Raw genomic sequence first — 25,234 nt, 5'->3', positions numbered from 1 at the left:
CATGAGCCAGGCCAGCGCCCTCAAGGCGCCCACCGCTCGAACCGCGCCGCCACCGGCTCGGGAGCAGGCCTTGCGCCCGGAGGTCAATGAAGCCCATGTGCGCTTCATTGGCCTGGGCAAGACCTACCCGGGCCAGGAGCAGCCGGCATTGCGAGGCATCGAGCTGAATATCCGCCGAGGCGAGATCTTCGGCATCATCGGCCGCAGTGGTGCGGGCAAGTCATCACTGCTGCGTACCATCAATCGCCTGGAGCAGCCCAGCCAGGGCCGCGTGCTGATCGACCAGGTGGACATCGCGCCGTTCGACGAGGACCGCCTGGTGGCGCTGCGCCGGCGCATCGGCATGATCTTCCAGCACTTCAACCTGATGTCGGCCAAGACCGTGTGGCAGAACGTCGAGCTGCCGTTGAAAGTGGCCGGCGTGGCCAAGGCAGAACGCCAGCGCAAGGTGCGCGAGTTGCTGGAACTGGTCGGCCTGCAGGAAAAGCACCACGTCTACCCGGCCCAGCTGTCAGGTGGCCAGAAGCAACGCGTGGGGATCGCCCGCGCCCTGGTACACGATCCTGAGATCCTGCTGTGTGACGAGGCCACCTCGGCGCTGGACCCGGAAACCACCGCGTCCATCCTCGAACTGCTGCGCGAGATCAACCAGCGGCTGAACCTGACGGTTGTGCTGATCACCCACGAAATGGCCGTGATCCGCGATATCTGCCACCGGGTGGTGGTGCTGGAACGCGGTGAGGTCGTCGAGCAGGGCGAGGTATGGCGGGTATTCGGCTCGCCCCGCCATGAGATAACCCGCACCCTGCTGGCACCCTTGCAGGCCAAGCTGCCCAAGGCGCTGCAGGCAAACCTGAGGGCCAGCCCGGCGGGCCGTGACAGCGCGGTGGTACTCAAGCTCACGGTGCTTGGCGAGCCGGCGCTGTCCGATCTTTTCAGCGACCTGGGCGGGCGCGTGCGCCTGCTGCAGGGCGGGGTGCAGACCATCGGCGAACATGCCCTCGGGCAACTGATTCTGTCGGTGCAGGGCTCACCGCACGACACTCATCAATTGCTGGAACGCGCCCGCCGCTGGGCCGAAGACGTGGAGGTACTGGGCCATGTGGTTTGATCGCTTGCTTGAAGGCTTGCTCGACACCCTGCTGATGGTCGGCGTGTCGTCGCTGATCGCCCTGCTGGTCGGAGTGCCGATGGCAGTGCTGCTGGTGACCAGCGACAAGGGTGGCATCTTCGAGGCGCCGCTGCTGAACCGGGTGCTGGGCGCCTTCGTCAACCTGTTCCGCTCGATCCCGTTCCTGATCCTGATGGTCGCGCTGATCCCCTTCACCCGCCTGGTGGTTGGCACCACTTATGGCGTGTGGGCCGCGGTGGTGCCGCTGACCATCGCCGCCACACCGTTCTTCGCGCGAATTGCCGAGGTGAGCCTGCGCGAGGTCGACCATGGCCTGGTGGAAGCGGCGCAGGCCATGGGCTGCCGGCGTTGGCACATCGTCTGGCATGTGCTGTTGCCGGAGGCGCTGCCGGGGATCGTTGGCGGGTTCACCATTACCTTGGTGACGTTGATCAACTCGTCGGCCATGGCTGGGGCGATTGGCGCGGGTGGGCTGGGGGACATTGCCTATCGGTATGGGTATCAGCGTTTCGACAGTCAGATCATGTTGACCGTGATTGCCATGCTGGTGGCGTTGGTGGCGCTGATTCAGTTGGGTGGGGATCGGTTGGCCAAGGGGTTGAACAAGCGCTAAGGCTGGGCCCGGTTCGCGGGCCAATCGCCGGCAAGCCGGCTCCCACATGTTCTCCACAGCCCTCAAGCACTGCGCTGTACCTGTGGGAGCCGGCTTGCCGGCGACTGGCCCTCAACCCCAACGCAGATCCTCAGCCGGCACCGGTCGCCCAAACCAATACCCCTGCCCCAGCTGGCACTGCTGCTCCAGCAGGAACCTGGCCTGCTCCGCCTGCTCGATGCCCTCGGCATGCACCTGCATGCCCATGCTCCGCGCCAATGCAATGATCACCCGCACGATCGCGATGTCGTCGTCATCCAGCGGCAGACCGGCAACGAAGCCCTGGTCGATCTTCAGCTTCTGCACCGGCAAGCGCTTGAGCCGCAGCAGCGACGAATAGCCGGTGCCAAAGTCATCGATCGCCAGGCTCAGGCCCAACTCGCGCAAGCGGTGCAATTGCTCCAGCGCCACCTCCGGATCTTCCATCACCGCGCTTTCGGTCACTTCCAGCTCCAGCAATGCAGGGTCCAGACCGGTTTCGTGCAGCACCTCGGCCACCTGCCGGTACAAGTCGCGCTGGCCAAACAGGCGGCTGGACAGGTTGACGGCGACGAACGCCAGATCGCGCCCCTCCTCCTGCCACTGGACCATCTGCCGGCACGCCCGGCGCAGCACCCAGGCATCGATGTCGGCGATCAAGCCAGTCCGCTCGGCGATAGGAATGAATTCACCCGGCGGCACCAGGCCCCGCTGCGGGTGCTGCCAGCGCACCAGCGCCTCGACCCCGACCATGCGCGTGCTGAACAGGTCGAACACCGGCTGGTAGAACACCCGCAGTTCATCCTGCTCCAAGGCACGGCGCAGCTCGCCTGCAGTTTCCACGCGGTGCTGGGCGTGGGCAGTCAGTTCTTCGGTGTACAGCGCGTAGCAGGCGCGGCCATTGGCCTTGGCCTTGAACAATGCCGAGTCGGCGTTGCGCAGCAGCTGCTCGGCGCCCAGCGCATCACTGGGGAACAGGCTGATCCCGACACTGGCACTGATGAACAGCCGATGACCTTCGAACTCGAACGGTTCGCGCAGACGCTCGATGATGCTCTGCGCCAGCTTGCCGGCCTGGCCGACCTCCTGGCAGTTCTCGGCCAGCATGGCAAACTCGTCACCGCCCAGGCGCGCCAGGGTCACGCCGTTGCCCAGCAGGTCGTGCAGGCGGTCGCCTACCAGCTTGAGCAACTGGTCGCCGATGGTGTGGCCCAGGCCGTCGTTGATGCTCTGGAAATGGTCCAGGTCGAGCAGCAGCAAGGCGCAGCCACGCTTGTTGGCCTCGGCTGCGGCCAGTGCCTGCTCGACGCGGTCGTTGAACAGCAGGCGGTTGGGCAGGCCGGTGAGCGGGTCGTGGTGGGCGAGGAAGGCCAGCTCCTGCTCGGAGTGCTTGATCGCGCTGATGTCGCTGAACACGGCCACATAATGGGTCAGCTCGCCGCTGTCGTCGCGAATGGCACAGATGGTCTGCCACTGCGGGTAGATCTCGCCGCTCTTGCGCCGGTTCCAGATTTCCCCGCTCCACTCGCCCTTCTCGGCCAGGGTGGTGTAGATCTGCTGGTAGAACGCCACCCCGTGGCGGCCCGACTTGAACTTGCTCGGGCGCTGACCGAGCACTTCGTCCTGCTGATAGCCCGTGATGCGCATGAAGGCGCGGTTGACGTGCACGATCACGCCTTGGCGGTCGGTGACCAGCACGCCTTCCAGGGTGCTGTCGAATACCGCTGCGGCCATGCGCAGGCGCTCGCGATCATCGCGACGCAGGCGCGCGCCGACACCGATGAAATTGAGCAGGCGAGCACGGGAAAAGAAGATCAGCAAGGCACTGACCAGTACCCAGACCACCACATTGATCTGCCGGCCCACGGTCAGCGCCAGGGGGTCATCGGTCAGGCTGCGCAGCGCCAGCTCGGCCAGCACCAGCCACAGGAACGAGAGCACCACGTAAAGCGCGGCCATGCGCAAGGCGTCGCGAACGGAAACAGACATGTCGGGGGGAAAAGCCCATGAAAAAGAATGGGGCATTATAAAGGCAGAAACATACCGTGACGTCCTATCTGAAAGGGTGACTGGTTTTATTTCCCGACCAAGGGATAATCAGACCCTTCCCCTGCATTTTCGAGGGTTTCCTTACCTATGTGGTACAACGGTCTACTCGACTTGTCGGTCTGGCAACTGGTCGGCGTCACCCTGCTGATGACCCATGTGACCATCGTCAGCGTCACCATCTACCTGCACCGCTACTCCGCCCACCGTGCGCTGGAGCTCAACGGCGCGCTCAAGCACTTCTTCCGCTTCTGGCTGTGGCTGACCACGGCGCAGAACACCCGCGAGTGGACTGCCGTGCACCGCAAGCACCACGCCAAGTGCGAAACCCCCGATGACCCGCACAGCCCGGTGCACAAAGGCTTGAGCACGGTGCTGCGCAAGGGGGCCGAGCTCTACCGCGAAGAAGCACGAAACCCTGAGACGCTGCGCATCTACGGCAAGAACTGCCCGGAAGACTGGATCGAGCGCAACCTCTATTCGCGCTACAAGCTCGGCGGCATTGTCCTGATGGCGGTCATCGACCTGCTGCTGTTCGGCACCCTCGGCATCACTGTGTGGGCCATCCAGATGATGTGGATTCCGTTCTGGGCCGCCGGCGTGGTCAACGGCCTGGGGCACGCGGTCGGCTACCGCAACTTCGAATGCCGCGACGCCGCCACCAACCTGGTGCCCTGGGGCATCATCATTGGCGGCGAGGAGCTGCACAACAATCACCACACCTACCCCAACTCCGCCAAGCTGTCGGTCAAGCGCTGGGAGTTCGACATGGGCTGGGCGTGGATACGCATCCTGTGCACGCTGCGCCTGGCCAAGGTGCAGCGCGTGGCCCCCATCGCCCATCGCGTCGAGGGCAAGGCCAGCCTGGACATGGACACCGCCATGGCCATCCTCAACAACCGCTTCCAGATCATGGCCCAGTACCGCAAGCTGGTGATCGGCCCGCTGGTCAAGCAGGAGCTGGACAAGGTCGACGCCTCGATGCGTCACCGTTTCCGCCGCGCCAAGCGCCTGCTGTCGCGGGAAACCAGCCTGCTGCAAGACCGCCACCATGTGCGCATCGAGTCCATGCTCGCCCACAGCCAGGCGCTCAAGACCATCTACGAGAAACGCCTGGCACTGCAACAGATCTGGGCCCGCACCAGCGCCAACGGCCACGACATGCTGGCGGCGATGAAAGACTGGGTACAGGAGGCCGAGGCCAGCGGCATCCATGCCCTTCGCGACTTCGCCGGGCAACTCAAGACCTACTCCCTGCGCCCCACCGGCGCCTGAAGCCGTTGATCGGCACGCCCCGTTCCAGGGCGTGCCGCTTCGGAACTTCAGCCCCTCCAACACACTCGAATCCGGCACATCGCCCGCGTGGCGGGCCGGTTCGTGGCCGCACGCTTTCCCGTCGAGAACCGCTCCGTGCACATGGCCAAGAACATCAATTCATCCCTGCCCGGCAATTCACCACCCGTAGCCGCCCAGACCCTGCTTGCCCTGCTCCACGCCCAGGGCGAAGTGGCCCGACTCAGCGAACGCGAGCAGCTCTACAGCGCGCTGCTGGATAGCGTCAACGCCGTACTCTGGGCGTTCGATTGGGAAACCCGCAAGGTGCTCTATGTCAGCCCCGCCTACGAGCGCATCTTCGGTCGCCCGGCCAACCTGGTGCTGGCCGACTACAACGAGTGGCGCGACAGCATCTACCCCGACGACCTGGAATATGCCGAGCGCAGCCTCGCCCAGGTCCTGCTCAAGGGCGCGGTGGAAGACCGCGAGTACCGCATTCTCAACGCCAGCGGCCAGGTGCGCTGGCTGAGCGACAAGTGCTACATCAACCAGCAGCGCGAAGGTGACCGGGTGATCATCGTCGGCATCGCCGAAGACATCACCGAGAAGAAGCAGCTCGAAGGCGAACTGCAGCGCCTGGCCACCACCGATGTGCTTACCCAGAGCAGCAACCGCCGGCACTTCTTCGACTGCGCCCGCCAGGCCTTCGACAGCGCCCGCGCGGGTGGCACGCCGCTGGCGTTCCTGCTGCTGGACATCGATGACTTCAAGCAGATCAACGACAGCTACGGCCACCAGGAGGGTGACCAGGTGCTGCAGCGCATCGCTGACACCGGCAAGGCCGTGCTCCGTCGTGGCGATTTGTTCGGGCGCATTGGTGGTGAAGAATTTGCCGCCGTATTCCCCGGTTGCACTGCACAGGTTGCCGCGCAGATTGCCGAGCGGCTGCAGCGGGAGATTCAGCGGTTGAGCTTCTGCCATGGCGGGCAGCAATACGGGGTGACGGTGAGCCAGGGGGTGACCGAGCTGACCGGTGAGGACGAATCGCTGGACAGCTTGTTTGGGCGGGCCGATGCGGCGATGTACCAGGCCAAGCGGCAGGGCAAGAATCAGATAGTGCGGGGGTAGCTGGGGGCGCGTTGCGCCCCTTTCGCGACACAAGGCCGCTCCTACAGGATATCGCGTACGTCTGTAGGAGCGGCCTTGTGTCGCGAAAGGGCCGCAAAGCGGCCCCAGGTTCTCAAGTCGAAACCTGTTCTTCAGAGCTCGGCGGCTCTTGCGGATTCTGTACCTTGCGCAACCGGCCAAGCTCCGGCAACCCAACCTTGAGCAACCGCGCCGTCTTGTTGTCGGCCAACCTCTCCAGCCCTTGGTCCGCCGGCAGCCGCGCCAATTGCCCAGCCAGGTTCATGGCCAGGATCTCGCGCGAATACACCCCACCGCCCAGCTGGTAGATCGCCGCGATCAGTTCACGCAGGCTCAGCGGCAAGCGCCAGCGGGTACGCAAGGCCGAGCCGAACGCTGCGCCGAACTCATCCAACGCCGACTCCACCCGCGCCTCGTCCAGCTCACCCCCGGCAAGGCGCCATTCCTGCAGGCAGCGCAACACCGCCAGGTCACCCAGGCAATGCAGAAGGCCCGCGCAATAGCACCGCTCCTGATCCAGTTCGAGCATGCGCGCCAGGGAACGGGCGTACTCGGCGGTATGCAGCGACAGGTTCCAGAAGTGCGCGGCGTGCTGCGCCAGCAAGGGGTCACTCAGGCGCGCGCTGCGCTTGAGGGTCAGGCCCAGGATCAGGTTCATGCTCTGGGTGCTGCCCAGCTTGTTCAGCGCCTGCAGCAAGGTTTGCACCGGCGCATCGCGGTGCAGGGCGGCGCTGTTGGCGGCCGCGATCAACACTGCAGTGATCTGCGGGTCGCTGCGCACTTCCTCCTCCAGCACCTTCAGGTTCAGGCCCTGAGGGTTGAGCGCGCGCTTGATCGCCAGCTGCACATCGGCGAACAACGGGCCTCCGTCGGCACTGGCCCGACGCTGTTCGAGGAAGGCCGGCAAGCTGGCATCCGGCTTCAAGGGCGGCACCGGGCAGGCGATCTGTTCGCCTACGGCCAGCAGCAGCTCCTCCAGGCGCTTGCGCAGGTTTTCCATGTTCAACGGCTTGCTCAAGTAAGCCGTGGGATGCAACGGCAGCGCTTCACGCACGCTGGCACTGTCGCTGCGGCTGCTCATGAGAATGAACGGCAGGCCCGGTCCCTTGGCGCGCACCTTGCGCAGCAGGTCGAGGCCATCGACACCTGCCAGTTCACGGGCGGCAATGATCAGGTCGGGTTTGCTGGCCAGGGCCGTCAGCGCCTGTGAGCCGTCGGCACATACTTGTAGCCGGGCATCGCAGCGCACGCTGAGGAGCATTTCGCGAAGCATGTCGCGTACCCACGGATCGCCTTCGGCAATCAGTACGCTAGGTGGTGTGGGGTCTGCAGCGCTCATGGCCAACTCCTAATATCCCTGACACGCAATCCGTCGCAGCTTCCAAGGCAAGTCCTGCCACAACCATAGCGTCAAGGGCCTTTGTTGGGCACAAAAAAAACCCGCCTAGGCGGGTTTTTTTATGAAGCGCGTCACATCAAGCGAGTTCAGCGAAGCACTCTTCGATGATGGCCAGGCCTTTGTCCAGCAGTGCGTCTTCGGCGGTCAGCGGAACCAGGATACGCAGGACGTTGCCGTAGGTGCCGCAGGACAGCAGGATCAGACCCTTGTCACGAGCCTTGGCAACCACTTGGGCGACGGCAGCAGCGTTCGGGGTGTGGGTGCCTTTCTCGAAGACTTCCACAGCGATCATCGAGCCCATGGCGCGAACGTCGCCGATGATTGGGTTTTTGGCTTGGATCTGCTTCAGGCCGGCAACCAGACGCTCGCCAACAGCCTTGCTGCGGTCGAGCAGTTTTTCTTCTTCGAACACTTCGATCACGGCCAGAGCCGCAGCGCAAGCGATCGGCGAACCGGCATAGGTACCGCCCAGGCCGCCTGGGGCGATGGCGTCCATGTACTCGGCCTTGCCGCACACACCGGCCAGCGGGAAGCCGCCAGCGATGGACTTGGCGAAGGTGGTCAGGTCAGGCGCGACGCCCATCTGCTCCATGGCGAAGAAGGTGCCAGTACGGCCAGCGCCGGTCTGTACTTCGTCGGCGATCAGCAGAATGCCGTGCTGGTCGCACAGGGCGCGCAGACGCTTCATCAGCTCTTTCGGAGCAGGGATGAAGCCACCCTCGCCCTGAACGGGCTCGAGGATGATCGCGGCGATGTCCTTAGGCTCGGCGTCGTTCTTGAAGATGCGCTCGATCGAAGCGATGGCGTCGTCAACGCTGACACCGTGCAGTTCGTTCGGGAACAGTGCGCGGAAGATGCCGCCTGGCATCAGGCCCATGCCAGCGGAGTACGGAACGACCTTGCCGGTCAGGCCCAGGGTCATCATGGTACGGCCGTGGTAAGCGCCGGTGAAGGCGATCACGCCAGCACGGCCGGTGGCAGCACGGGCGATCTTGATGGCGTTTTCAACGGCTTCGGAGCCGGTGGTGACCAGCAGGGTCTTCTTGTCGAAGTCGCCTGGGACCAGCTTGTTGATCTTCTCGCACAGCTCTACGTAGGGCTCGTAGGCCAGAACCTGGAAGCAGGTGTGGCTAACTTTGGTCAGCTGCTCTTGCACGGCCGCAACCACTTTCGGGTGCAGGTGGCCGGTGTTCAGTACTGCGATGCCACCGGCGAAGTCGATCAGTTCGCGGCCTTCAACGTCGATCACGGTCGAGTTCTTCGCGGTATCGACGAAGATCGGGTGGATCTGGCCAACGCCACGTGGGACGGCGGCTACACGACGTTGCATCAAGGATTCGTTGGTCTTGCTCATAATGCCCTCATTTGCGCCGGTCAGCGGCGCCTTTACTCGGGGGTGGCTGGGAGTGCCCTTGATCAGTATTCGTTGATCGACTGTCAAAGGTGCCCTGGCCACCAGGTACTGCTATGTCAAAAAGGCCAGCGAGACGTCGCTCTCGCGCCCCGCTGGCAGAGGTAAAACCTTTAGCGCATCAGATGCTGATGCACAGGTACTTGATCTCGAGGTAGTCCTCGATACCGTACTTGGAACCTTCACGGCCCAGGCCCGAGGCCTTGATGCCGCCGAACGGCGCGACTTCGTTGGAAATCAGGCCGGTGTTGATGCCGACCATGCCGTATTCCAGGGCCTCGGCGACACGGAACACACGGCTCATGTCACGGGCGTAGAAGTACGAGGCCAGGCCGAACTCGGTGTCGTTGGACATGGCGATGACTTCGGCCTCGTCCTTGAAGCGGAACAGCGGCGCCAGTGGGCCGAAGGTCTCTTCCTTGGCGACAGCGGCAGACTTCGGCACGTCGACCAGGATGGTCGGCTCGAAGAAGTTGCCTTCGATGATCTTGCCACCGGCCAGTACCTTGGCGCCCTTCGAAACGGCGTCCTCGATGTGCTCCTGGACCTTGGCGACAGCCTTGCCGTCGATCAGCGGGCCAGTGGTGGTGCCTTCTTCCAGGCCGTTACCGATCTTCAGCTTGCGCACTGCAGCGGCCAGCTTCTCGGCGAAGACGTCGTAGACACCGTCCTGCACGTAGATGCGGTTGGCGCAGACGCAGGTCTGACCGTTGTTGCGGTACTTGGAGATGATCGCGCCCTCGACCGCCTTGTCCAGGTCGGCGTCGTCGAACACGATGAACGGGGCGTTGCCACCCAGCTCCAGGGACACTTTCTTGATGTCCTTGGCGCATTCTTCCATCAGCTGGCGACCGATTTCGGTCGAGCCGGTGAAGGACAGTTTGCGTACCAGGGAGTTGCCGGTCAGCTCGCCGCCGACTTCGCCAGCGCTGCCGGTCACCACGCTCAGCACGCCAGCCGGGATGCCGGCACGGGTAGCCAGCTCGACCAGGGCCAGGGCGGAGTAAGGGGTTTGCGAAGCAGGCTTGAGCACCATGGTGCAACCGGCGGCCAGGGCCGGGCCGGCTTTACGGGTGATCATCGCGGCCGGGAAGTTCCACGGGGTGATAGCCGCGGTAACGCCGATCGGCTGCTTGATGACGATCAGGCGCTTGTCTGCCTGGTGGCCAGGGATGGTGTCACCGTAGATGCGCTTGCCTTCTTCGGCGAACCACTCGATGAACGAGGCGGCGTAGACGATTTCACCCTTGGCTTCGGCCAGCGGCTTGCCTTGCTCGGTGGTCATCAGGCGAGCCAGGTCGTCCTGGTTTTCGATCATCAGTTCGAACCAGCGACGCAGCTTGGCCGAACGCTCCTTGGCGGTCAGTGCACGCCAGGCCGGCAGGGCCTTGTCGGCGGCTTCGATGGCGCGGCGGGTTTCCGCGGTGCCCATCTTCGGCACGGTACCGATGACTTCACCGGTGGCCGGGTTGGTCACCTTGATGGTCTGGCCGCTGTCCGCATCCAGCCACTCACCGTTGATGAAGGCTTGCTGGCGGAACAACTGAGCGTCTTTGAGCTGCATGTCGGCTTCCCGAATTGTTGAATTATTGAAAAGCGCCCATAACAGGGCATCGAGCGTTTGAAATCTCAAACGAATGCTAAGCGGCTGCTGGGGTGTAGGACAATAGGCTGTTCGAAAAAAAGAACGAATGGTTGAACAGCCGGTAGGAAATTCATGGTTTTTTGGAGCAGCAACTGGCCCTATCGCCGGCAAGCCGGCTCCCACAGGGACCCCACCGAGCCTGAGAATCGTGGAGTACCTGTGGGAGCCGGCTTGCCGGCGACAGGGCCAGTACAGGTTAGACGAATGAACTGAAGAAAATGTGAAAGGAGGACCGACGGCCCTCCCGAAGGGAATGACTCAGAAGGCCTTGGCCAGGTCGATCACCAGCGCCCGGTACCCGACACTCCCCGGCTGGCGGCTATGCACCTTCAACTCCACCAACACCTCCTGAGTCCCCCGCCGCACCTCGTTGAGCACCGTGGTGGTCAGCTTCTCGGCCGTCAGGAAATTCACCGACGCCGAGTAGATGAACTGGGTATCGGTCTCCGGCCGGTACGTCACCACCGAGGTCACCGGGCTGTACCACTCGTCGCCACGCTCCTTGCCGTACTCCCACACCTGCTCGACCGTGCCCTTGGCCTCGTCGATCTTGTACTCCACCGCCCGGCTGTAGTTGCCGGTCAGCTTGGTCGGTGCGAAATCCCGCCCCCAGCCATTGTCGAACACCGTCAGCGTGCCTTTGCCGGTCAACCAGGCGGTGTGCTGGGTCCACGACCAGTCGAAGCCTTCGCTGGCAATCGGCTTAAGCACCTTGTCTTGCAAGCGCTGCGGCCAACCCTGTGGCGAAGCCAGAATCCACTTCACCTGCTTGTCACGACCAATCTTGGCAACGCCTTGATGGCGCGCTGAAACGATAATGCTGTCGTCATCGGCGTCGTAGTCGATGGCATTCACATGCGCCCAGTTGCGCCCAGTGCCGACGCCCGGCGTGTCGCCGAACGGCAGGTCGCCCTCGGCCAGTTCGTTGGCCAGGCGGTCGTCCTGTTTCTGTACACCCTCAGGTAACTGCAACGCAGCCTTGCCAAGGGTTTCCAGCAGGTCGCCACGGTAAGGGTCGAGGATCTGGTTGAGGTCCCAGAAGTCCAGGACATCTCCCGCTTCGTTGACCTCGATGATGTGGTCGCGGATCGAGCGCACGCGCTTGCCATCCGGTCGGCGGTAGTCGCTAGTGCCGACCCGCAGCAGGTAAGTGCCGTTGGCCGTCTCGCGGATTTCGTGGGAGAAGTCGGCGAACTTGTCCGGCAGGCTGCGTTGCCAGATGCGCCGGCCGAGCAGGTCGTACTTCGAATAGGTCTGGCCCTGGCCCCAGATCAGCTTGCCGTCGCGGGTCTGCTGGAAGCCCATGGTGCCGCCCAGGCCATCGCGGCGGTTGGAGTCGTGGATCTGCTCGATATCCAGGTACCAGCGCACGTCGCCATTGCTGTCAGCGATCCAGTTGTTGCCCACCTGATCCCACTCGGCGGCACCGCCAAGGCCATTCCACTTGAAGGCACGGCCACCGGGAATGTCACCTTGCAAGTGGTTGAACAGGTACAGGCGGTGCTCGAAACCGGGCGCGACCTTGACCGGCTCGACCTCCGGCAGCGCGGCGGTCTGCTTCGCCACCACCGGCAGGCGCACGGCCGGGGCGTAGATCTGGTAGCGCTCGCGAATGCGCTCGCCGTCCAGCTTGTAGGTCACTTCCACCTGGTTGACGTAGTCCGGGTACAGCCCGAACACCGGGATGCCGCCGTAGGTCCACAGCGAACGGTCGGACACCTCGTAGGCGATGTCCACGCCGCGCTCGCCACGGCCCAGCACGCGGACATGGGCCGCGCTCAGGGCGCGCCCACCGTCACGAATGATGGCGGTCAGCGGCGCCAGGCGATACGGGTTGACCAGCACATCGCCGAGCAGCGCTTCATCACGCTCGGGCACCTTGGCTGTGAGGCAGGCGCCTTCAGGCAGTGCAGGGGTTTCGGTCTTGGCATTCATGGCAAAGCTCCTTGTGCTCAGAAGTCGTAACGGGCGGTGGCGCCGAAGGTGCGCGGGGTACCGAGCACGCCGGCATAACCACCGTTGGCGGAGTTCCACAGGCTGGTGAAGTAGGTCTTGTCGCCGGCATTTTTCACCCACAGCGACAGGTCGAGTACGCCGTCGCCCTGGTCCAGGCGCACGCCGGTGGACAGGTTGACCAGCGCGTAGCTGGGGATCTGGCCGAAGTCGGAATCGTCGATGGTGCCCACCGCCTTGGAGCGGAACGCGTAGCTGGCGGTAACGTAGGGCTCGACGTGCTGGCTCAGCTGCCACTTGTACTGGCCGTTGAGGTTGGCGATGTACTTGGAGGCCCCGACCACCTGGTGGCCGGACAGGTCGCACGTGGCGGTGGCATTGGCCAGGCTCACTTCAGGTGGGCACGGGGCGTCGTCGTACTCGGTGTAGCGCACGTCGTTCCACGAGCCGTTGAAGTTCACCGTCAGGCCGCGAATCGGCAGCGCCGTGGCCTCGAACTCAAGGCCCCGGGAGCGTACGCGGCCGGCGTTGGCCAGGTACTGCACGCGGTTGATCTGGTCGTAGACGTTGGCCTGGTAGCCATGCACCTCGGCCCAGAACAGGTTGGTGTTGAGCTGCAGGCGGTCGTCGAACAGGCTGCTCTTGAGGCCGACTTCGGCGTTGTTGACCCGTTCGGTACCGACCAGCAGCGAGTCGGTGCCCAGGCGCGGCGCCGCACCGACGGTCAGGTTGATGCCCCCGGACTTCTCGCCATGGGTGAGCGTGGCATAGCCGAGCAGCTGCTCGTTGAAGCGGTAGCTCAGGCCGAGCAGGCCCGATGGGCTGAAGCTGTACTGATTGAGGTCGCCCGAGTCGTAGGCCCCCACCCTGCCCTTGCGCGCGGCGGCGGCGGCACCGGTCACTGCCGCGCCACCCGTTGGCGCATCGCGGGTCACCCAGGCGCTCTTTTCTTCATAGGTGCCGCGCACGCCGGCGGTGAAGTCCAGGCGGTCGGTAAGGTGCCAGGTGCCCTGGGCGAACAGCGCATAGCTGTCGGTGTCGATGTGCCCGTCGCCGAGGGTGTTGACGTTGTTCAGGGCGCCGACCGGGGTGAGGTTCCAGATGTCTGCCTGCGGGCCGTAATAGGTGAAGGACTTGTTGTCCAGATCCTGCTTGAAGTAGTACGCGCCCAGCACGTAGTCGAAGCCACCACCGGTGGGCGACGCCAGGCGGATTTCCTGGGAATACTGCTTGTCGCGCACCGATACCCCGGCGCTGTAGAACACCGGCACGTCGAGGCCATCGTCGTTGCGCGGGGTGAAGTCCCACCAGCGGTAGGCGGTGATCGAGGTCAGGGTGAAATCGTTGGGCAACGTCCAGTTGGCCTCCACCGAGGTGCCACCCTGGAACACCGTCACTTGCTGGTCGGCGTCGAAGTTGACCTTGCGGTGCTTGCCCGACACCAGCGTCGCGCCGGCCTGGGCCGCCAGGCTTTCATAGCGGTTGACGCCGTTGATGGTCGGCCCGGTGCTGTACAGGCTGAGGATGCCGTTGTCGGAGTCTTCTTCGTTGTACTCGCCGATCCAGCGCAGGTTGAAGGTTTCGCTGGGCTGAAACAGCAGCTGGGTACGAAAGCCCTGGCGCTTGCCGCCGTTGAGGTCTTCGCCGTTGTGGATGTTCTTCACATAGCCGTCGTCTTCGGTGTGATAGGCACTGATGCGCCCGGCCAAGGTCTCGCTGATCGGCCCGGAGAAACTGCCTTGGGTCTGCAGGTAACCGTCTTCACCGATGGACTGCTGAATGCTGCCCTCGCGGTGAAAGGTCGGCTTGCGCGTGGTGATGTTCAGCACCCCCGCCGTGGTGTTCTTGCCGAACAAGGTGCCTTGCGGGCCGCGCAGCACTTCCAGCTGCTCCACGTCGAGCAGGTCGAACACTGCCATGCCCGGCCTTCCCAGGTAGACGTTGTCCAGGTAGATGCCGACGCTGCCTTCCAGGCCGTCGCTGGCCGGGTTGTTGCCCAGGCCGCGAATCGAGATGCTCGACTGGCGCGCATGCACATAGGCCACGTTGGTACTGGGCACCAGCTGTTGCAGATCCTGCACACGGTAGATGCGCTGGGTTTCCAGGGTTTCGCTGTCGAGCACGCTGATCGGCGTGGGCACGTCCTGGGCGGTTTCTTCTCGACGGCGGGCGTTGACCGTGACGGTGCCGAGCTTGGCGTCCTGTTCCACGGCGGGGGTGGTGCTTGGCGATTCTTCGGCAAAGCTGGCACCGGAAGCCGCCAGCAACACGCCAGCGGCCAGAGGTTGCAGGGCGGACCGCGACACATGCGCAGGCCAATGGAAAATTCGGGACATGCAAATGCTCCTTGAGGCATGGGCCCTGGCGAGCATTTCCGTTGGCGGAACCGAATCGCGGTCAGTCGGGCTTATATTCTTTTAAGCGATATAAATATTTGTAATTCATATTTTGTGGAATAAGTGACACCCTTTATAAGGGGGCTCACCCTCTTCATCAATTGCATTCGACCGATAGTTTTCATGTAGAAAATGCATATAGATCTCCGTCAGCTCCGCCACTTCATCGCCCTTGTCGAGCACCGCAGTTTTGTCGCGGCGGCCGCCGCGGTGAACCTGTCGCAATCGGCCTTCAGCCGCAGCATCCAGACCCTGGAGCACAACGTTGGCTGCCGTCTGGTCGACCGCGCCAGCAAGGAGCTGTCGCCTACCCGTCAGGGCTTGCTGGTCCTGGAGCATTCGCGGCGGCTGGTGCATGGGGCGCACAACCTGGTCAACGAGATTCACCAGTTCAATGGTGCCACCACGGGGGTGGTGCGCTTCGGCTCCGGCCCGGCGCCGGCCGGCGGCCTGGTCCCTCGGGCCGTGGCGCGTTTCGTCGCCGAGTACCCGGCGGCGCGCACGTGCTTTCAGGTGGATAACTGGCAGGCCCTGAACCGCAAGTTGATCGCCGAAGAGATCGAGTTCTTCGTCGCCGACACCCGCCAGTTCGAGTCCGACCCGGACTACCGGGTGCACAAGCTGGCCGCCCAGCGCTGGCATTTCTGCTGCCGCGCGGGCCATCCGCTGACCGAGCGCAGCCAGGTCAATGCACGGGATCTGTTCGATTACCCGCTGGCGACCACCTTCCGCCCGCCGAACATCCGCAAGGTGCTCAGCGACCTCAGCGGCAGGCAGGACTTTCTGCCGACGGTGGAATGCGAGCATGGCTACGCGCTGCTGAATGTGGTGATGCACTCGGACACCATCGGCATTGCTTGCGGCGCCAACTTGCGGCCCTACCAGGCGGGGCTGGTGGCGCTGCAACTGGCGGATCTGGCGCCGGAGCAGGAGGAGTCGTTCTATACCCGTTATGGGGTGGTGAGCCGGGTGGGGTATGGCTTGTCGCCGTTGGCGCAGGGGATGGTCAGGCAGTTGATTGCCTGTGATACCGAGGTGTGATTGGCGGGGGCTTTGCCCCCGTTTCGCGACACAAGGCCGCTCCTACAGAAACCGCGCAGTCCTGTAGGAGCGGCCTTGTGTCGCGAAAGGGCCGCAAAGCGGCCCCTGTAATATCAGCCTTTACGCGTCGTCCGGCTCAACTGCCCATCGATCCCGACCGGCACCTCACCTGCCAACGTCACCCGCCGCACGATGCGCGCCTGGGTACCGTAGTCATCCACCGCATAATGCTGCGTCGCGCGGTTATCCCAGATCGCCACATCCCCCGCTTCCCAGCGCCAGCGCACGGTGTTCTCCAGGCGCGTCACGTGCCCCTGCAGCACCGCGAACAAGTGCTGCGAATCCGCCAGCGAATATCCCTTGATGCGTTTCACGAAATGTCCCAGCTGCAGCGCGCGCTCGCCACTGATCGGGTGTACCCGCACCACCGGGTGCTCGGTTTCGTACACCGTCGAGGTGAACACCTGGCGGTAGCGTTCGAGCTTGGCCGGGTCCACATCCGGCTTGAGGCTGGCGTAGTCGTATTCGTTGCTGTGTACCGCCCACAGCTTGTCCGCCAGTTCGCGCAGCGGCTCGGGCAGTTCCTGATAGGCCGCAGCGGTATTGGCCCACACGGTATCGCCGCCGGAAGTCGGCGCCACCACGCTGCGCAGGATCGAGGCCTTGGGGTAGGCATCGACGAAGGTCACATCGGTGTGCCAGGAGTTGGCCCGCTGACCTTCGGCGCCGTCGAGCTGAAGCAGGTAGCTGGTGCCATCGACCACCGGCACGGTGGGGTGGGCGACCGGCTCGCCCAGCAGCTTGGCGAAGCCTTCCTGGCTTTGATCGTCCAGGTGGGTCTGGCCGCGGAAGAAGATCACCTTGTGCGTGACCAGGGCGGCCTGGATCGCCTCGACCGTGGCGGCATCGAGGTTGGCGGACAGTCTGACGCCGCGAATTTCGGCGCCGATGCGGCCGGCGACAGGGTGGATATCGAGTTCGAGGATTTGCGGCGCGGTGGCCAGGGCGGCATTGCTCATGGTCGTGGTCCTTGCGGTCATTGTCGGGTCATGGGGTTCAGCGGGCGGCCTGCACGGCCTGTTCCTGTTGCAAGGCAGCATCGAGGAAACGCGGTTCGATCCACTGGGATACCTGGAAGCCGCGGCGGATCAGGCGCTCCCGGGCAGCCAGGTCGACGCCTTGCTGCAACTGGGCGACGAATTCGGCGTCCAGTCGTGGATCGAAGTAGTGGGCAAGGTCTTCCTCGGCCAGGTCGTCGGCGAGGATGCTGCGCGGCCAGTTGGCGTTGCTCGCCACCAGGTCGACGTAAGCCTCGCGGTTGTGTTCGTCGCGCAGCCAGTTGGCGGCTTGCTGCTGGGCAGTGACCAGGCGCTGGACCAGCTCGGGGTATTTGTCGATGAACGCACCGGTGCCCAGCAGGACAGCCTGGGTGCTACCGGCGCCTTCCAGGTCACGGGAGTTGACCGGCAGCTCGACCAGGCCGCGCTCACGCAAAGACAGCAGGGTGGAAAGGCCCCAGGTGGCATCGATCTGCTTGGCGGCCAGGGCGGCGTTGGCGGCGTTGAAGTCCAGGTTGATCACTTTCAGGTCACGCTCGGACAACCCTTGGCTGGCCAGGGCACTGGCGAACGACAGCTGGTTGGCAGTGCCACGGAACACCGCCACGCGCTTGCCCTTGAGGTCGTGCAGGTTCTTGATCCCGGAGCCCGGCACCACGCCCAGGTAGCTTTTCACCCCGCGCACACCGGCCGTCAGTACGCGGGTGTCGAGGCCATTGGCCTTGCCGACGATGGCTGCCAGGTCGCCCAGGTAGGCGAAGTCGGCCTGCCCATTGGCCAGTGCTTCGTTGACCACTGGCCCGGCGCCCTTGAAGAAGTGCCAGTCGATGCGGATGCCGTCCTTGGCGAACGCTTTCTCCAGCAGTTGCTGATCGCGCAGCACATCGACCACACCCCCGGCACTGTGCTTGCTGCCGGCGCTCAGGTCGGGCACGGCGATGCGGATGCTCTCGGGCTTGGTCGGCTCGGCCGCCTGGGCACTGAGGGCGAAGAAACCGACCAGCCCAAGGGCGGTGATCAGGTGGCGCAACGGGGTTTTCATGGCAAGGCTCCTTGGCAGGCTGCCACCGGCGATGGCCGGCGCTTTGGCCAGAAGCTAGGCAGGTCTGGGTAGAACCTACAAAGATCAAAACTTCATTTTTTAGTAACCAGAAGACATAAAGCACGAAGTGCGCGGCTCGGCGATCAGGTTGCGAAAAACGCATGGAAAATATGAGGAAAACGCAACGCACAAAGGGTTACGGATGCAGGGAGTGCATGCTCTTATCTCTTGAAAGTCACTTGAGAGAATTTTTAATTCCATAAGTGCATAACCTAGAAACGCTTCGAGAGATGGCCGATGAATGGAATTCTGAGTAGGGGTTGGGGGAGGCTTCGGGGGCCGCTGCGCAGCCCTTTCGCGACGCAAGGCCGCTCCTACAGGGCCAGGCGCGCTCTGGCTTGGGTGCTGCCGGTGCTGATCGCGCTGCTGTGGGTGGTGGCGAGCCGGCAGCACTGGATGAGCGAGCAGATCCTGCCGGCGCCCTCGCTGGTCTGGCAGAGCGCCGTGGAATTCGGCTCTGGGGAGCTGTGGGGGCACTTGTGGATAAGTTTGCAACGGCTGTTCTGGGGGCTGCTGGCGGGCATCGGCAGCGGCCTGCTGTTGGGCTCCTGGCTGGGCACTTCGCGTAACGCCCAGACGCTGGTGCTGCCCACTTTCGTGGCGCTGGCGCAGATCCCTACCCTGGCATGGATCCCGCTGTTCATGCTGTTCTTCGGCATCGGCGAGCTGCTCAAGCTGGTGGTGCTGGTAAAAGCTGTGGTGGTGCCGGTGACCTTGCATACCCTGGTCGGTGTGCGCGACGCCCAGCCCAAGCTGCGCGAAGCCGCCGCCGCGCTGCGCCTGCCGCGGCACCTGCTGTTTCTGCGCCTGTTGCTGCCCGCCGCCCTGCCCGCCTTCCTTACCGGTGTGCGCCTGGCCCTGGCCACCGGCTGGACCTCGCTGCTGGCCGTGGAGCTGCTGGCTTCCAGCGAAGGCATCGGTTACCTGATGGTGTGGGGCCGGCAGCTGTTCATGCTCGACCTGGTGCTGCTGTGCATCCTGGTGATCGGCCTGGTCGGGGCGCTGCTGGAGGGCGGCTTTTCAACCCTGGAAAAGCGCCTGTTGCACTGGCCGCAAGCCGCCACTGGCGAACAGCAGCGCGGGCCCGTGCCCAAAGGCTGGCAAAGCCTGCTGCTGCCGGCAGCCTTGCTGGCGCTGTGGCAAGCCAGCAGCAGCCTTGGCTGGGTCGACCAGAACATCCTGACGTCGCCGCTGGATGTCGTGCGCACGTTGTTCGCCGGCCTGGCCGATGGTTCGCTGCCGCAAGCCATGCTGCTGAGCCTGCAACGCACCCTGACCGGGCTGCTGCTGGGCGGCGGCGCAGGCCTGCTGGCTGGGCTGTTGCTGGGCCTTTCACACAACGCCGAGCGGGTGTTCGGGCCCAGCCTGTCGGCATTGCGCCAGGTGGCACTGTTTGCCTGGGTACCGCTGCTGACCGCCTGGTTCGGCCTGGGCGAAGGTGCCAAGCATGTGTTCGTCGGCCTGGCCGCCTTCTTTCCCCTGCTGATCGCCACCCAGCGCGGTATCGCCAGCCTTTCGCCGCAACTGGGCGAAGCCGCCCGCACGCTGCGCCTGAACCTGTGGCAACGCCTGCGCCTGCTGGTACTGCCCGGCGCGGCCCCGGCCATTTTCGCCGGCCTGCGCCTGTCGCTGATCTATGCCTGGCTGGGCACCATCGGCGCGGAGTACTTCATGCCGTCGGACGGCGGCATCGCCAGCCTGATGATCGGCGCGCAACAGCTGTTTCGCATGGACCAGGTCATGGCCGCCATGGTCCTGATCGGCCTGGTCGGCGCCCTGCTCGGCACCCTCGGACAACGCCTCGAATCGCGCACCACGCGCTGGAGAACCGCATGAACGCTTTCAACACATCGCACCTGCTGGCGGCCAATCAACCCGACACCACGCCCGCGCTGGTCAGTTTCGAAGGCGTCGGCAAGGTCTTCAGCGTCGATGGCCAACCCTTTGAAGCCATCCGCAACTTCAACCTGTCGATCAATGAAGGCGAATTCATCGCCATCGTCGGCGCTTCCGGCTGCGGCAAGTCGACCCTTTTGCGCCTGCTGGTCGGGCTGGACACCGACTACAGCGGCAGCATTCGCGTCGACGGCCAGGCCGTCAGCGGCATTGGTGGCGAGCGTGGGATCGTGTTCCAGGAGCACCGGCTGTTTCCGTGGCTGACGGTGGAGCAGAACATCGCCCTTGGCCTGGTCAACGAGCCGCTGACCCAGGGCGAACGTGCCCGCCGCGTGCATGAGTTCGTGCTGCTGGTGGGCCTGGTCGGCTTCGAGTCGGCTTACCCGCACCAGCTTTCCGGCGGCATGGCGCAGCGGGTGGCGATCGCCCGCGGGCTGGTGGCCAGCCCGCGCATCCTGCTGCTGGACGAGCCGTTCGGCGCGCTGGATGCGTTGACTCGCCAGCAACTGCAGGATGAGCTGCTGGCCATCCGTGAACGCGCGGGCATTACCACCTTGCTGGTGACGCATGATGCCGAGGAGGCCACCTACCTGGCTGACCGGGTGGTGGTGCTGGAGCCGCGGCCGGGGCGGATCAAGTCGGTGGTGGAGATCGATCTGCCACACCCACGGCTGCGCACGGGGGTGGCGCTGCACGGGTTGCGGGAGAAGGTGCTGCACCAGATCACCGGCGATGGTGGGTATCTACCGGTGCCAGCGCGTCGGGTCGAAGGGTTGAGGCCAGAGCTGATTGCATTGTGAAGGCCGCTGGCCCTATCGCCGGCAAGCCGGCTCCCACAGGTACTCCACAGATTTCAAGACTTGTGGGGTTCCTGTAGCTCCCACAGGGACACCACAGATTTCAAGACTTGTGGGGTTCCTGTGGGAGCCGGCTTGCCGGCGATAGGGCCGGTTGCTTCAGCCAAGATCGCGCAGGTAGTCCCAAGGATAAATGCCCCGCTCATGCCCATCACTGAACACCAGCTGCACCCCATACCCCTGCGGCTCGACCCGCTCGATGCGAACCTCGGCGGGCACCACGGCGATGCTTCCTGCCAGCCGCGCCGCACGGCATTGCGAGCACGGGCAGGCGCCGCGCAAGCGGGCATGGCTGAGCGTACGCTCGCCATCTTGCCATTGCAGCAGCAACTGCCCAGGCCCGCGCAGGTTGCGGATTGCCCCCGGCGCATTCATCAGACAGTACCGCGCAGTTGTGCCAGGGCAATGCGCACCGCCTTGCGCACCTCCGGGTCGCTGTCGGCCTCGGCCGCCTGCAACACCGGCAGGGCTCGCGCCTGACCCAGTTCGCCAAGCGCCAGGGCCGCCTCCTTGCGCAGGTTGGCGATGCCATGGCCGAGCAGCTCGCCAAGCGCGTCCAGTGCAGGGCCATAGCGCAGGCGCCCCAATGAACGCGACGCTCGCAGGCGCACCTGCCAGAAGTCATCGGCAAGCGCATTCACCAGCGCCGGGCCGGCCTGTTCCTGGCCCACTTTACCCAAGGTAGTGGCGGCCTCTTCGCGCACTTGCCAGGCCGCATCATTCAGCGCCGCCACCAACGCCGGCAGCACGGCGCTGTCACGGGCAAGCCCCAGTGCACCAATGGCCGCACGGCGCACTTCGGTGTCCGGCTCGACCTCGGCCAGCCTGGCCAGCGCCGGCAAGGCTGGCTGGTGCTTGAGCCAGCCAAGAATGCCTACCGCCTCGCGCCGAACGGCCGCGTCGTCATCCGCCAGCGCCAGCAGCGCAGGCGCGGCGGCCTCTTCCAGGCGCAGCTCGCGCAACGCACGCAGGGCACTGGCGCGCACGAAGGCCTCGGCGTGACTGGCCCACGGCAGGATCAGTTGGCCGGCTTCGGGGCTCTTGAGTTCACTGAGGCTCTGCGCAGCGGCCTGGCGCACGGGCTCGGCAGCATCGGCCAGCGCGGCGCACAGGGCCTGCACCACTTCGGGGTCTTCCCAGGCTTCGAGCAGCCGTGCGGCCTCACTGCGAACCTCGTCGGCCGCGTCGACCAGCAGCGCATCGGTGAGCCACGGCAGGGCCTGCGGGTCTTCGAGGTCGGCCAGTTCGATCAGGGCGATGCGGCGCACGCCAGCGTCGGTGGCCTCCAGGCGAGGCAGCAGGGCGAGGATGTCGGGGTTGTCAGTGTTGCGTTCAGTCATGGCGCGGTCCTTCGTTGCGAGGGTTCAACGCAGCAGGTAAGGGATGTCGACCTTTACCGCTCCGGTGGGGCAGTCCTTTTCGCAAGGCATGCAGTACCAGCACTCGTCGAAGGCCATGTAGGCCTTCTGCGTGGCCGGGTTGATGGCCAGCAGGTCCATGGGGCAGACCTCGACGCACACGGTGCAGCCTTTTTCGGCGATGCATTTGTCTTCGTCGATGGTGACCGGGGCGCTGCTGCGCAAGAAGATTTCTTGGGGTTGGTAGGCCATTTCACGGGATCCTTTATTCTGATTTGTCGGTGGGGCTGAGGGCCCTATCGCCGGCAAGCCGGCTCCCACACCGATCACCGCTGACCTTGTGGGAGCCGGCTTGCCGGCGATGGGCCGCACAGCGGCCCCGCTTCACGCGGCATCGGCCTTGACCCGCAGCCGGTCATAGGCCGTCTGCTCATCGGCATCCAGGGCAATCAGGTACGGCTCGACAGCTTTCTTGAAGCTGGTCATCTCACCGTCCTCGCCCTTCTTCAGGTGGCAATGGCAGAACCACTGGCCATCGTTGCGCTCGGGAAAATCGACCCGATGGTGGTACAGCCCCCAGCGGCTTTCCTCGCGGAACAACGAGGCGCGGGCGGCCATCTCGGCGCAGTCACGGATCACCGCCACTTCCATCGCCCGCATCAGCTCGTGGGGGTTGCTGGCCTTCATCTGGTCCAGGTCGCGCTCGATCTCGGCGAAGCGGGCCAGACCGATCTCCATCTTCTTGGTCACCTTGGGCGGCTGCAGGTAGTCATTGACCATGCGCCGCAGCTTGTACTCCACCTGTGCCGGGGGCAGGCCGTGCTCTCGCTGCAGCGGTGCGAACACCCGTTCGCGCTCACGCTCGACCTGGGCGACATCGACCTCGGCCAGCTCGCGCCCGGCCACGTATTGCGCGGCGTTGACACCGGCGAACCAGCCATAGGTAAACGCACCGAGCATGTAGTTGTGCGGCACCGCCGCCATGTCGCCCGCGGCGTACAGGCCTTTGACGCTGGTCTCGGCTTTCTCGTTGACCCACACCCCCGAGGCCGAATGCCCGGAGCAGAAGCCAATCTCGGAGATGTGCATCTCGACCATGTGCTGGCGGTAGTCGGTGCCACGCCCGGCATGGAACTGACCACGGCTGGGGCGTTCGTTGCTGTGCAGGATTTCTTCGATGTTCTGGATGGTCTCCTCGGCCAGATGGTCGAGCTTGAGGAACACCGGGCCGTTACCGCCTTCGAGCTCCTGGTGGAACTCCCACATCATCTGCCCGCTCCAGTAGTCGCACTCGATGAAGCGCTCGCCCTTGCTGTTGGCGGTGTAGCCACCCAGCGGGCCGGTCACGTAGGCACAGGCCGGGCCGTTGTAGTCCTTGATCAGCGGGTTGATCTGGAAGCACTCGAGGTTGGCCAGCTCGGCGCCCGCGTGGTAGGCCATGGCATAGCCGTCGCCGGCATTGGTCGGGTTCTCGTAGGTGCCCATCAGGTAGCCCGACGACGGCAGCCCCAGGCGCCCGGCGGCACCACAGGCAAGGATCACCGCCTTGGCCCGCACCACACGGAACTCGCCGCTGCGGCAGTCGAAACCGAGCACCCCGGCGGCGGCGCCTTCGCCATCGAGCAGCACACGGGTGCAGACCATGCGGTTGCTGATCTCGACGCGGGCACGCTTGAGCTGGCGGTACAGCACCTTCTTGATGTCATGGCCTTCCGGCATGGGCAGCACGTAGGCGCCCATGTGATGGACTTTCTTCACCGCGTAGTCGCCGGTTTCGTCCTTCTCGAACTTCACGCCCCAGCGGTCGAGCTGCTCGAGGGTCGCGAAACTGTGGGTGGCATAGGCATGCACGGTGGCCTGGTTGACGATGCCGTCATTGGCCACGGTGATTTCCTTGGTGTACTGCTCCGGCGTGGCGTGACCGGGGATGATCGCGTTGTTCAGGCCGTCCATGCCCATGCTGATGGCGCCGCTGCGCTTGACGTTGGCTTTGTCCAGCAGCAACACGCGCAGGCTCTTTTCCTGCTCCTTGGCCTTGATCGCCGCCATCGGCCCGGCGGTGCCGCCACCGATGACGATGATGTCGTAGTCCTGGGTCGGGATACTCATGCCTTGCCCCCCTTCTGGCGATCGATGCGCAGGCGGTACTGGAAGGCATCGCCGCGGTAGTACAGGTGTTCGAAGTCCAGCGGCGTGCCATCGGCGGTGTGGGTCAGGCGCTCGATGCGCATGATCGGCGAGCCTTCTTCAACCTCCAGTGCCTGGGTCAGGTCGCTGTCGGCCAGCACGGCATCGATGGCCAGGTCGGCGTGGCCGAGCGGGATGCCGCAGTCGTTTTCCAGCAGCAGGAAGATGTCGCGGGTGACCAGGTCGGCTTTTTCCAGTTTTTCGCCCACGGCCTTGGGCAGCCAGGTCAGTTCCAGCGAGACAGGCTCGCGGTTGATCAGTCGCACCCGGCGGATCTCGGTCACCAGGCTGCCCTCCTCGACCTGCAGCCGCGCCGCCACCAGTGCCGTGGCCGGTACATGGCGGAAGCTGCGCAGGCGGTTGATCACTTCGTAGCCCATCTGCGTCATCGACTCGCCCAGGCCCTGCAGGGTGCTGACGTTCTGGAACGCCTTGGGCTTGGCGACGAACGTCCCTTTGCCGTGGATCTTGAAGATCAGCCCTTCTTTCTGCAGGTCGCCCAGCGCCTGGCGCACGGTGATGCGGCTGACATCGAACGCCTTGCCCAGCTCGCTCTCCGAAGGCATGCGGCTATGCGGCGGGTAGGTGCCGTCGAGAATGCGCTCGCGCAGCAGTTCCTTGAGCTGGGTATAGAGCGGTACCGGGGACAGGGGGAGCAGTTCGGCCATGGGTTCCTTCGCTATTTGGCTACTTGTTATAAC

20 protein-coding genes are annotated in these 25,234 nt (G+C 64.5%); 7 read left to right on the top strand and 13 right to left on the bottom strand.

Annotation, left to right across the window (positions count from 1 at the left end):
- The first annotated feature begins 1 nt into the window (after position 1).
- Together ACIPZB_RS01775 and ACIPZB_RS01770 are read left to right on the top strand one after the other, a co-directional pair.
- Positions 2–1,111, top strand: a complete 1,110-nt coding sequence (locus tag ACIPZB_RS01775; RefSeq protein ID WP_400638757.1) for a methionine ABC transporter ATP-binding protein — start codon at positions 2–4, stop codon at positions 1,109–1,111.
- Positions 1,101–1,745, top strand: a complete 645-nt coding sequence (locus tag ACIPZB_RS01770; protein ID WP_008096606.1) for a methionine ABC transporter permease — start codon at positions 1,101–1,103, stop codon at positions 1,743–1,745. Before ACIPZB_RS01775 ends, ACIPZB_RS01770 begins: the two co-directional genes overlap by 11 nt.
- Positions 1,746–1,856: 111 nt before the next feature.
- On the opposite strand, the gene dibA is transcribed toward ACIPZB_RS01770, so the two are convergent.
- Positions 1,857–3,752: a phosphodiesterase DibA gene (dibA, locus tag ACIPZB_RS01765; RefSeq protein WP_400638756.1), complete on the bottom strand. Its 1,896-nt coding sequence runs from the start codon at positions 3,750–3,752 to the stop codon at positions 1,857–1,859.
- A gap of 147 nt (positions 3,753–3,899) precedes the next feature.
- Between dibA and desA the strand changes: the two genes are divergently transcribed.
- Positions 3,900–5,084, top strand: coding sequence for a delta-9 fatty acid desaturase DesA (gene desA, locus ACIPZB_RS01760; RefSeq protein WP_400638755.1), 1,185 nt, complete (start codon positions 3,900–3,902; stop codon positions 5,082–5,084).
- 141 nt (positions 5,085–5,225) lie between these two features.
- Positions 5,226–6,212, top strand: a complete 987-nt coding sequence (locus tag ACIPZB_RS01755; RefSeq protein ID WP_400638946.1) for a GGDEF domain-containing protein — start codon at positions 5,226–5,228, stop codon at positions 6,210–6,212.
- 112 nt (positions 6,213–6,324) lie between these two features.
- Here the strand turns inward: ACIPZB_RS01755 and ACIPZB_RS01750 are convergent, their stop codons facing one another.
- The 5 genes from ACIPZB_RS01750 to ACIPZB_RS01730 form a co-directional block, all read right to left on the bottom strand.
- Positions 6,325–7,569: an HDOD domain-containing protein gene (locus ACIPZB_RS01750; RefSeq protein WP_400638754.1), complete on the bottom strand. Its 1,245-nt coding sequence runs from the start codon at positions 7,567–7,569 to the stop codon at positions 6,325–6,327.
- A 136-nt stretch (positions 7,570–7,705) separates the two neighbouring features.
- Positions 7,706–8,983, bottom strand: a complete 1,278-nt coding sequence (gene gabT / locus ACIPZB_RS01745) for a 4-aminobutyrate--2-oxoglutarate transaminase (RefSeq protein ID WP_400638753.1) — start codon at positions 8,981–8,983, stop codon at positions 7,706–7,708.
- A gap of 178 nt (positions 8,984–9,161) precedes the next feature.
- Positions 9,162–10,604 carry an NADP-dependent succinate-semialdehyde dehydrogenase gene (gene gabD / locus ACIPZB_RS01740; protein WP_400638752.1) on the bottom strand — a complete coding sequence of 481 codons (1,443 nt, stop codon included), beginning with the start codon at positions 10,602–10,604 and terminating at the stop codon, positions 9,162–9,164.
- A 339-nt stretch (positions 10,605–10,943) separates the two neighbouring features.
- Positions 10,944–12,620, bottom strand: a complete 1,677-nt coding sequence (locus ACIPZB_RS01735; RefSeq protein WP_400638751.1) for an aryl-sulfate sulfotransferase — start codon at positions 12,618–12,620, stop codon at positions 10,944–10,946.
- A gap of 17 nt (positions 12,621–12,637) precedes the next feature.
- Positions 12,638–15,010, bottom strand: a complete 2,373-nt coding sequence (locus ACIPZB_RS01730) for a TonB-dependent receptor (protein WP_400638750.1) — start codon at positions 15,008–15,010, stop codon at positions 12,638–12,640.
- Positions 15,011–15,166: 156 nt separating this feature from the next.
- On the opposite strand from ACIPZB_RS01730, the gene ACIPZB_RS01725 reads away from it, so the two are divergent.
- Positions 15,167–16,075: a LysR family transcriptional regulator gene (locus ACIPZB_RS01725; RefSeq protein WP_400638749.1), complete on the top strand. Its 909-nt coding sequence runs from the start codon at positions 15,167–15,169 to the stop codon at positions 16,073–16,075.
- 113 nt (positions 16,076–16,188) lie between these two features.
- Here ACIPZB_RS01725 and ACIPZB_RS01720 read toward each other — a convergent pair whose 3' ends face one another.
- Together ACIPZB_RS01720 and ACIPZB_RS01715 are read right to left on the bottom strand one after the other, a co-directional pair.
- Positions 16,189–17,094, bottom strand: coding sequence for a TauD/TfdA dioxygenase family protein (locus ACIPZB_RS01720; RefSeq protein ID WP_400638748.1), 906 nt, complete (start codon positions 17,092–17,094; stop codon positions 16,189–16,191).
- 37 nt (positions 17,095–17,131) lie between these two features.
- Positions 17,132–18,175 (bottom strand): ABC transporter substrate-binding protein, encoded by a 1,044-nt coding sequence (locus tag ACIPZB_RS01715; RefSeq protein ID WP_400638747.1) that lies wholly within the window; start codon positions 18,173–18,175, stop codon positions 17,132–17,134.
- A gap of 297 nt (positions 18,176–18,472) precedes the next feature.
- On the opposite strand from ACIPZB_RS01715, the gene ACIPZB_RS01710 reads away from it, so the two are divergent.
- Together ACIPZB_RS01710 and ACIPZB_RS01705 are read left to right on the top strand one after the other, a co-directional pair.
- Positions 18,473–20,071 (top strand): ABC transporter permease, encoded by a 1,599-nt coding sequence (locus ACIPZB_RS01710; RefSeq protein ID WP_400638746.1) that lies wholly within the window; start codon positions 18,473–18,475, stop codon positions 20,069–20,071.
- Positions 20,068–20,931: an ABC transporter ATP-binding protein gene (locus ACIPZB_RS01705; protein WP_400638745.1), complete on the top strand. Its 864-nt coding sequence runs from the start codon at positions 20,068–20,070 to the stop codon at positions 20,929–20,931. Before ACIPZB_RS01710 ends, ACIPZB_RS01705 begins: the two co-directional genes overlap by 4 nt.
- Positions 20,932–21,087: 156 nt before the next feature.
- Here the strand turns inward: ACIPZB_RS01705 and ACIPZB_RS01700 are convergent, their stop codons facing one another.
- The 5 genes from ACIPZB_RS01700 to ACIPZB_RS01680 all read right to left on the bottom strand — a co-directional run bounded on the left by ACIPZB_RS01700 (position 21,088) and on the right by ACIPZB_RS01680 (position 25,201).
- Positions 21,088–21,363, bottom strand: a complete 276-nt coding sequence (locus tag ACIPZB_RS01700; RefSeq protein WP_400638744.1) for a DUF971 domain-containing protein — start codon at positions 21,361–21,363, stop codon at positions 21,088–21,090.
- Positions 21,363–22,328, bottom strand: a complete 966-nt coding sequence (locus ACIPZB_RS01695; RefSeq protein ID WP_400638743.1) for a HEAT repeat domain-containing protein — start codon at positions 22,326–22,328, stop codon at positions 21,363–21,365. Before ACIPZB_RS01695 ends, ACIPZB_RS01700 begins: the two co-directional genes overlap by 1 nt.
- Positions 22,329–22,352: 24 nt before the next feature.
- On the bottom strand, positions 22,353–22,598 hold the full coding sequence (locus ACIPZB_RS01690) for a ferredoxin family protein (protein ID WP_400638742.1): 246 nt from the start codon (positions 22,596–22,598) through the stop codon (positions 22,353–22,355).
- A gap of 132 nt (positions 22,599–22,730) precedes the next feature.
- Complete coding sequence (locus tag ACIPZB_RS01685) at positions 22,731–24,455, bottom strand: fumarate reductase/succinate dehydrogenase flavoprotein subunit (RefSeq protein WP_400638741.1); 1,725 nt, start codon at positions 24,453–24,455, stop codon at positions 22,731–22,733.
- Complete coding sequence (locus ACIPZB_RS01680) at positions 24,452–25,201, bottom strand: GntR family transcriptional regulator (protein ID WP_008096638.1); 750 nt, start codon at positions 25,199–25,201, stop codon at positions 24,452–24,454. The genes ACIPZB_RS01685 and ACIPZB_RS01680 overlap by 4 nt, the downstream gene beginning before the upstream one ends.
- Positions 25,202–25,234 lie beyond the last annotated feature (33 nt).

Source organism: Pseudomonas sp. NPDC089396, assembly GCF_044749545.1.
Taxonomy (GTDB): domain Bacteria; phylum Pseudomonadota; class Gammaproteobacteria; order Pseudomonadales; family Pseudomonadaceae; genus Aquipseudomonas.
Note: the sequence above shows the minus strand (reverse complement) of the source record. Positions and strands in the feature narration are given on the sequence as shown.

What these genes read in the sequence shown, in the direction of transcription:
- gabT (WP_400638753.1), bottom strand. Translation starts at nt 8,983, where the DNA reads ATGAGCAAGACCAACGAATCCTTGATGCAACGTCGTGTAGCCGCCGTC.
- ACIPZB_RS01700 (WP_400638744.1), bottom strand. Translation starts at nt 21,363, where the DNA reads ATGAATGCGCCGGGGGCAATCCGCAACCTGCGCGGGCCTGGGCAGTTG.
- gabD (WP_400638752.1), bottom strand. Translation starts at nt 10,604, where the DNA reads ATGCAGCTCAAAGACGCTCAGTTGTTCCGCCAGCAAGCCTTCATCAAC.
- ACIPZB_RS01690 (WP_400638742.1), bottom strand. Translation starts at nt 22,598, where the DNA reads ATGGCCTACCAACCCCAAGAAATCTTCTTGCGCAGCAGCGCCCCGGTC.
- ACIPZB_RS01705 (WP_400638745.1), top strand. Translation starts at nt 20,068, where the DNA reads ATGAACGCTTTCAACACATCGCACCTGCTGGCGGCCAATCAACCCGAC.
- ACIPZB_RS01770 (WP_008096606.1), top strand. Translation starts at nt 1,101, where the DNA reads ATGTGGTTTGATCGCTTGCTTGAAGGCTTGCTCGACACCCTGCTGATG.
- ACIPZB_RS01730 (WP_400638750.1), bottom strand. Translation starts at nt 15,010, where the DNA reads ATGCTCGCCAGGGCCCATGCCTCAAGGAGCATTTGCATGTCCCGAATT.
- ACIPZB_RS01750 (WP_400638754.1), bottom strand. Translation starts at nt 7,569, where the DNA reads ATGAGCGCTGCAGACCCCACACCACCTAGCGTACTGATTGCCGAAGGC.
- ACIPZB_RS01715 (WP_400638747.1), bottom strand. Translation starts at nt 18,175, where the DNA reads ATGAAAACCCCGTTGCGCCACCTGATCACCGCCCTTGGGCTGGTCGGT.
- dibA (WP_400638756.1), bottom strand. Translation starts at nt 3,752, where the DNA reads ATGTCTGTTTCCGTTCGCGACGCCTTGCGCATGGCCGCGCTTTACGTG.
- ACIPZB_RS01735 (WP_400638751.1), bottom strand. Translation starts at nt 12,620, where the DNA reads ATGAATGCCAAGACCGAAACCCCTGCACTGCCTGAAGGCGCCTGCCTC.
- ACIPZB_RS01725 (WP_400638749.1), top strand. Translation starts at nt 15,167, where the DNA reads ATGCATATAGATCTCCGTCAGCTCCGCCACTTCATCGCCCTTGTCGAG.
- ACIPZB_RS01775 (WP_400638757.1), top strand. Translation starts at nt 2, where the DNA reads ATGAGCCAGGCCAGCGCCCTCAAGGCGCCCACCGCTCGAACCGCGCCG.
- ACIPZB_RS01695 (WP_400638743.1), bottom strand. Translation starts at nt 22,328, where the DNA reads ATGACTGAACGCAACACTGACAACCCCGACATCCTCGCCCTGCTGCCT.
- ACIPZB_RS01755 (WP_400638946.1), top strand. Translation starts at nt 5,226, where the DNA reads ATGGCCAAGAACATCAATTCATCCCTGCCCGGCAATTCACCACCCGTA.
- ACIPZB_RS01680 (WP_008096638.1), bottom strand. Translation starts at nt 25,201, where the DNA reads ATGGCCGAACTGCTCCCCCTGTCCCCGGTACCGCTCTATACCCAGCTC.
- ACIPZB_RS01710 (WP_400638746.1), top strand. Translation starts at nt 18,473, where the DNA reads ATGAATGGAATTCTGAGTAGGGGTTGGGGGAGGCTTCGGGGGCCGCTG.
- ACIPZB_RS01685 (WP_400638741.1), bottom strand. Translation starts at nt 24,455, where the DNA reads ATGAGTATCCCGACCCAGGACTACGACATCATCGTCATCGGTGGCGGC.
- desA (WP_400638755.1), top strand. Translation starts at nt 3,900, where the DNA reads ATGTGGTACAACGGTCTACTCGACTTGTCGGTCTGGCAACTGGTCGGC.
- ACIPZB_RS01720 (WP_400638748.1), bottom strand. Translation starts at nt 17,094, where the DNA reads ATGAGCAATGCCGCCCTGGCCACCGCGCCGCAAATCCTCGAACTCGAT.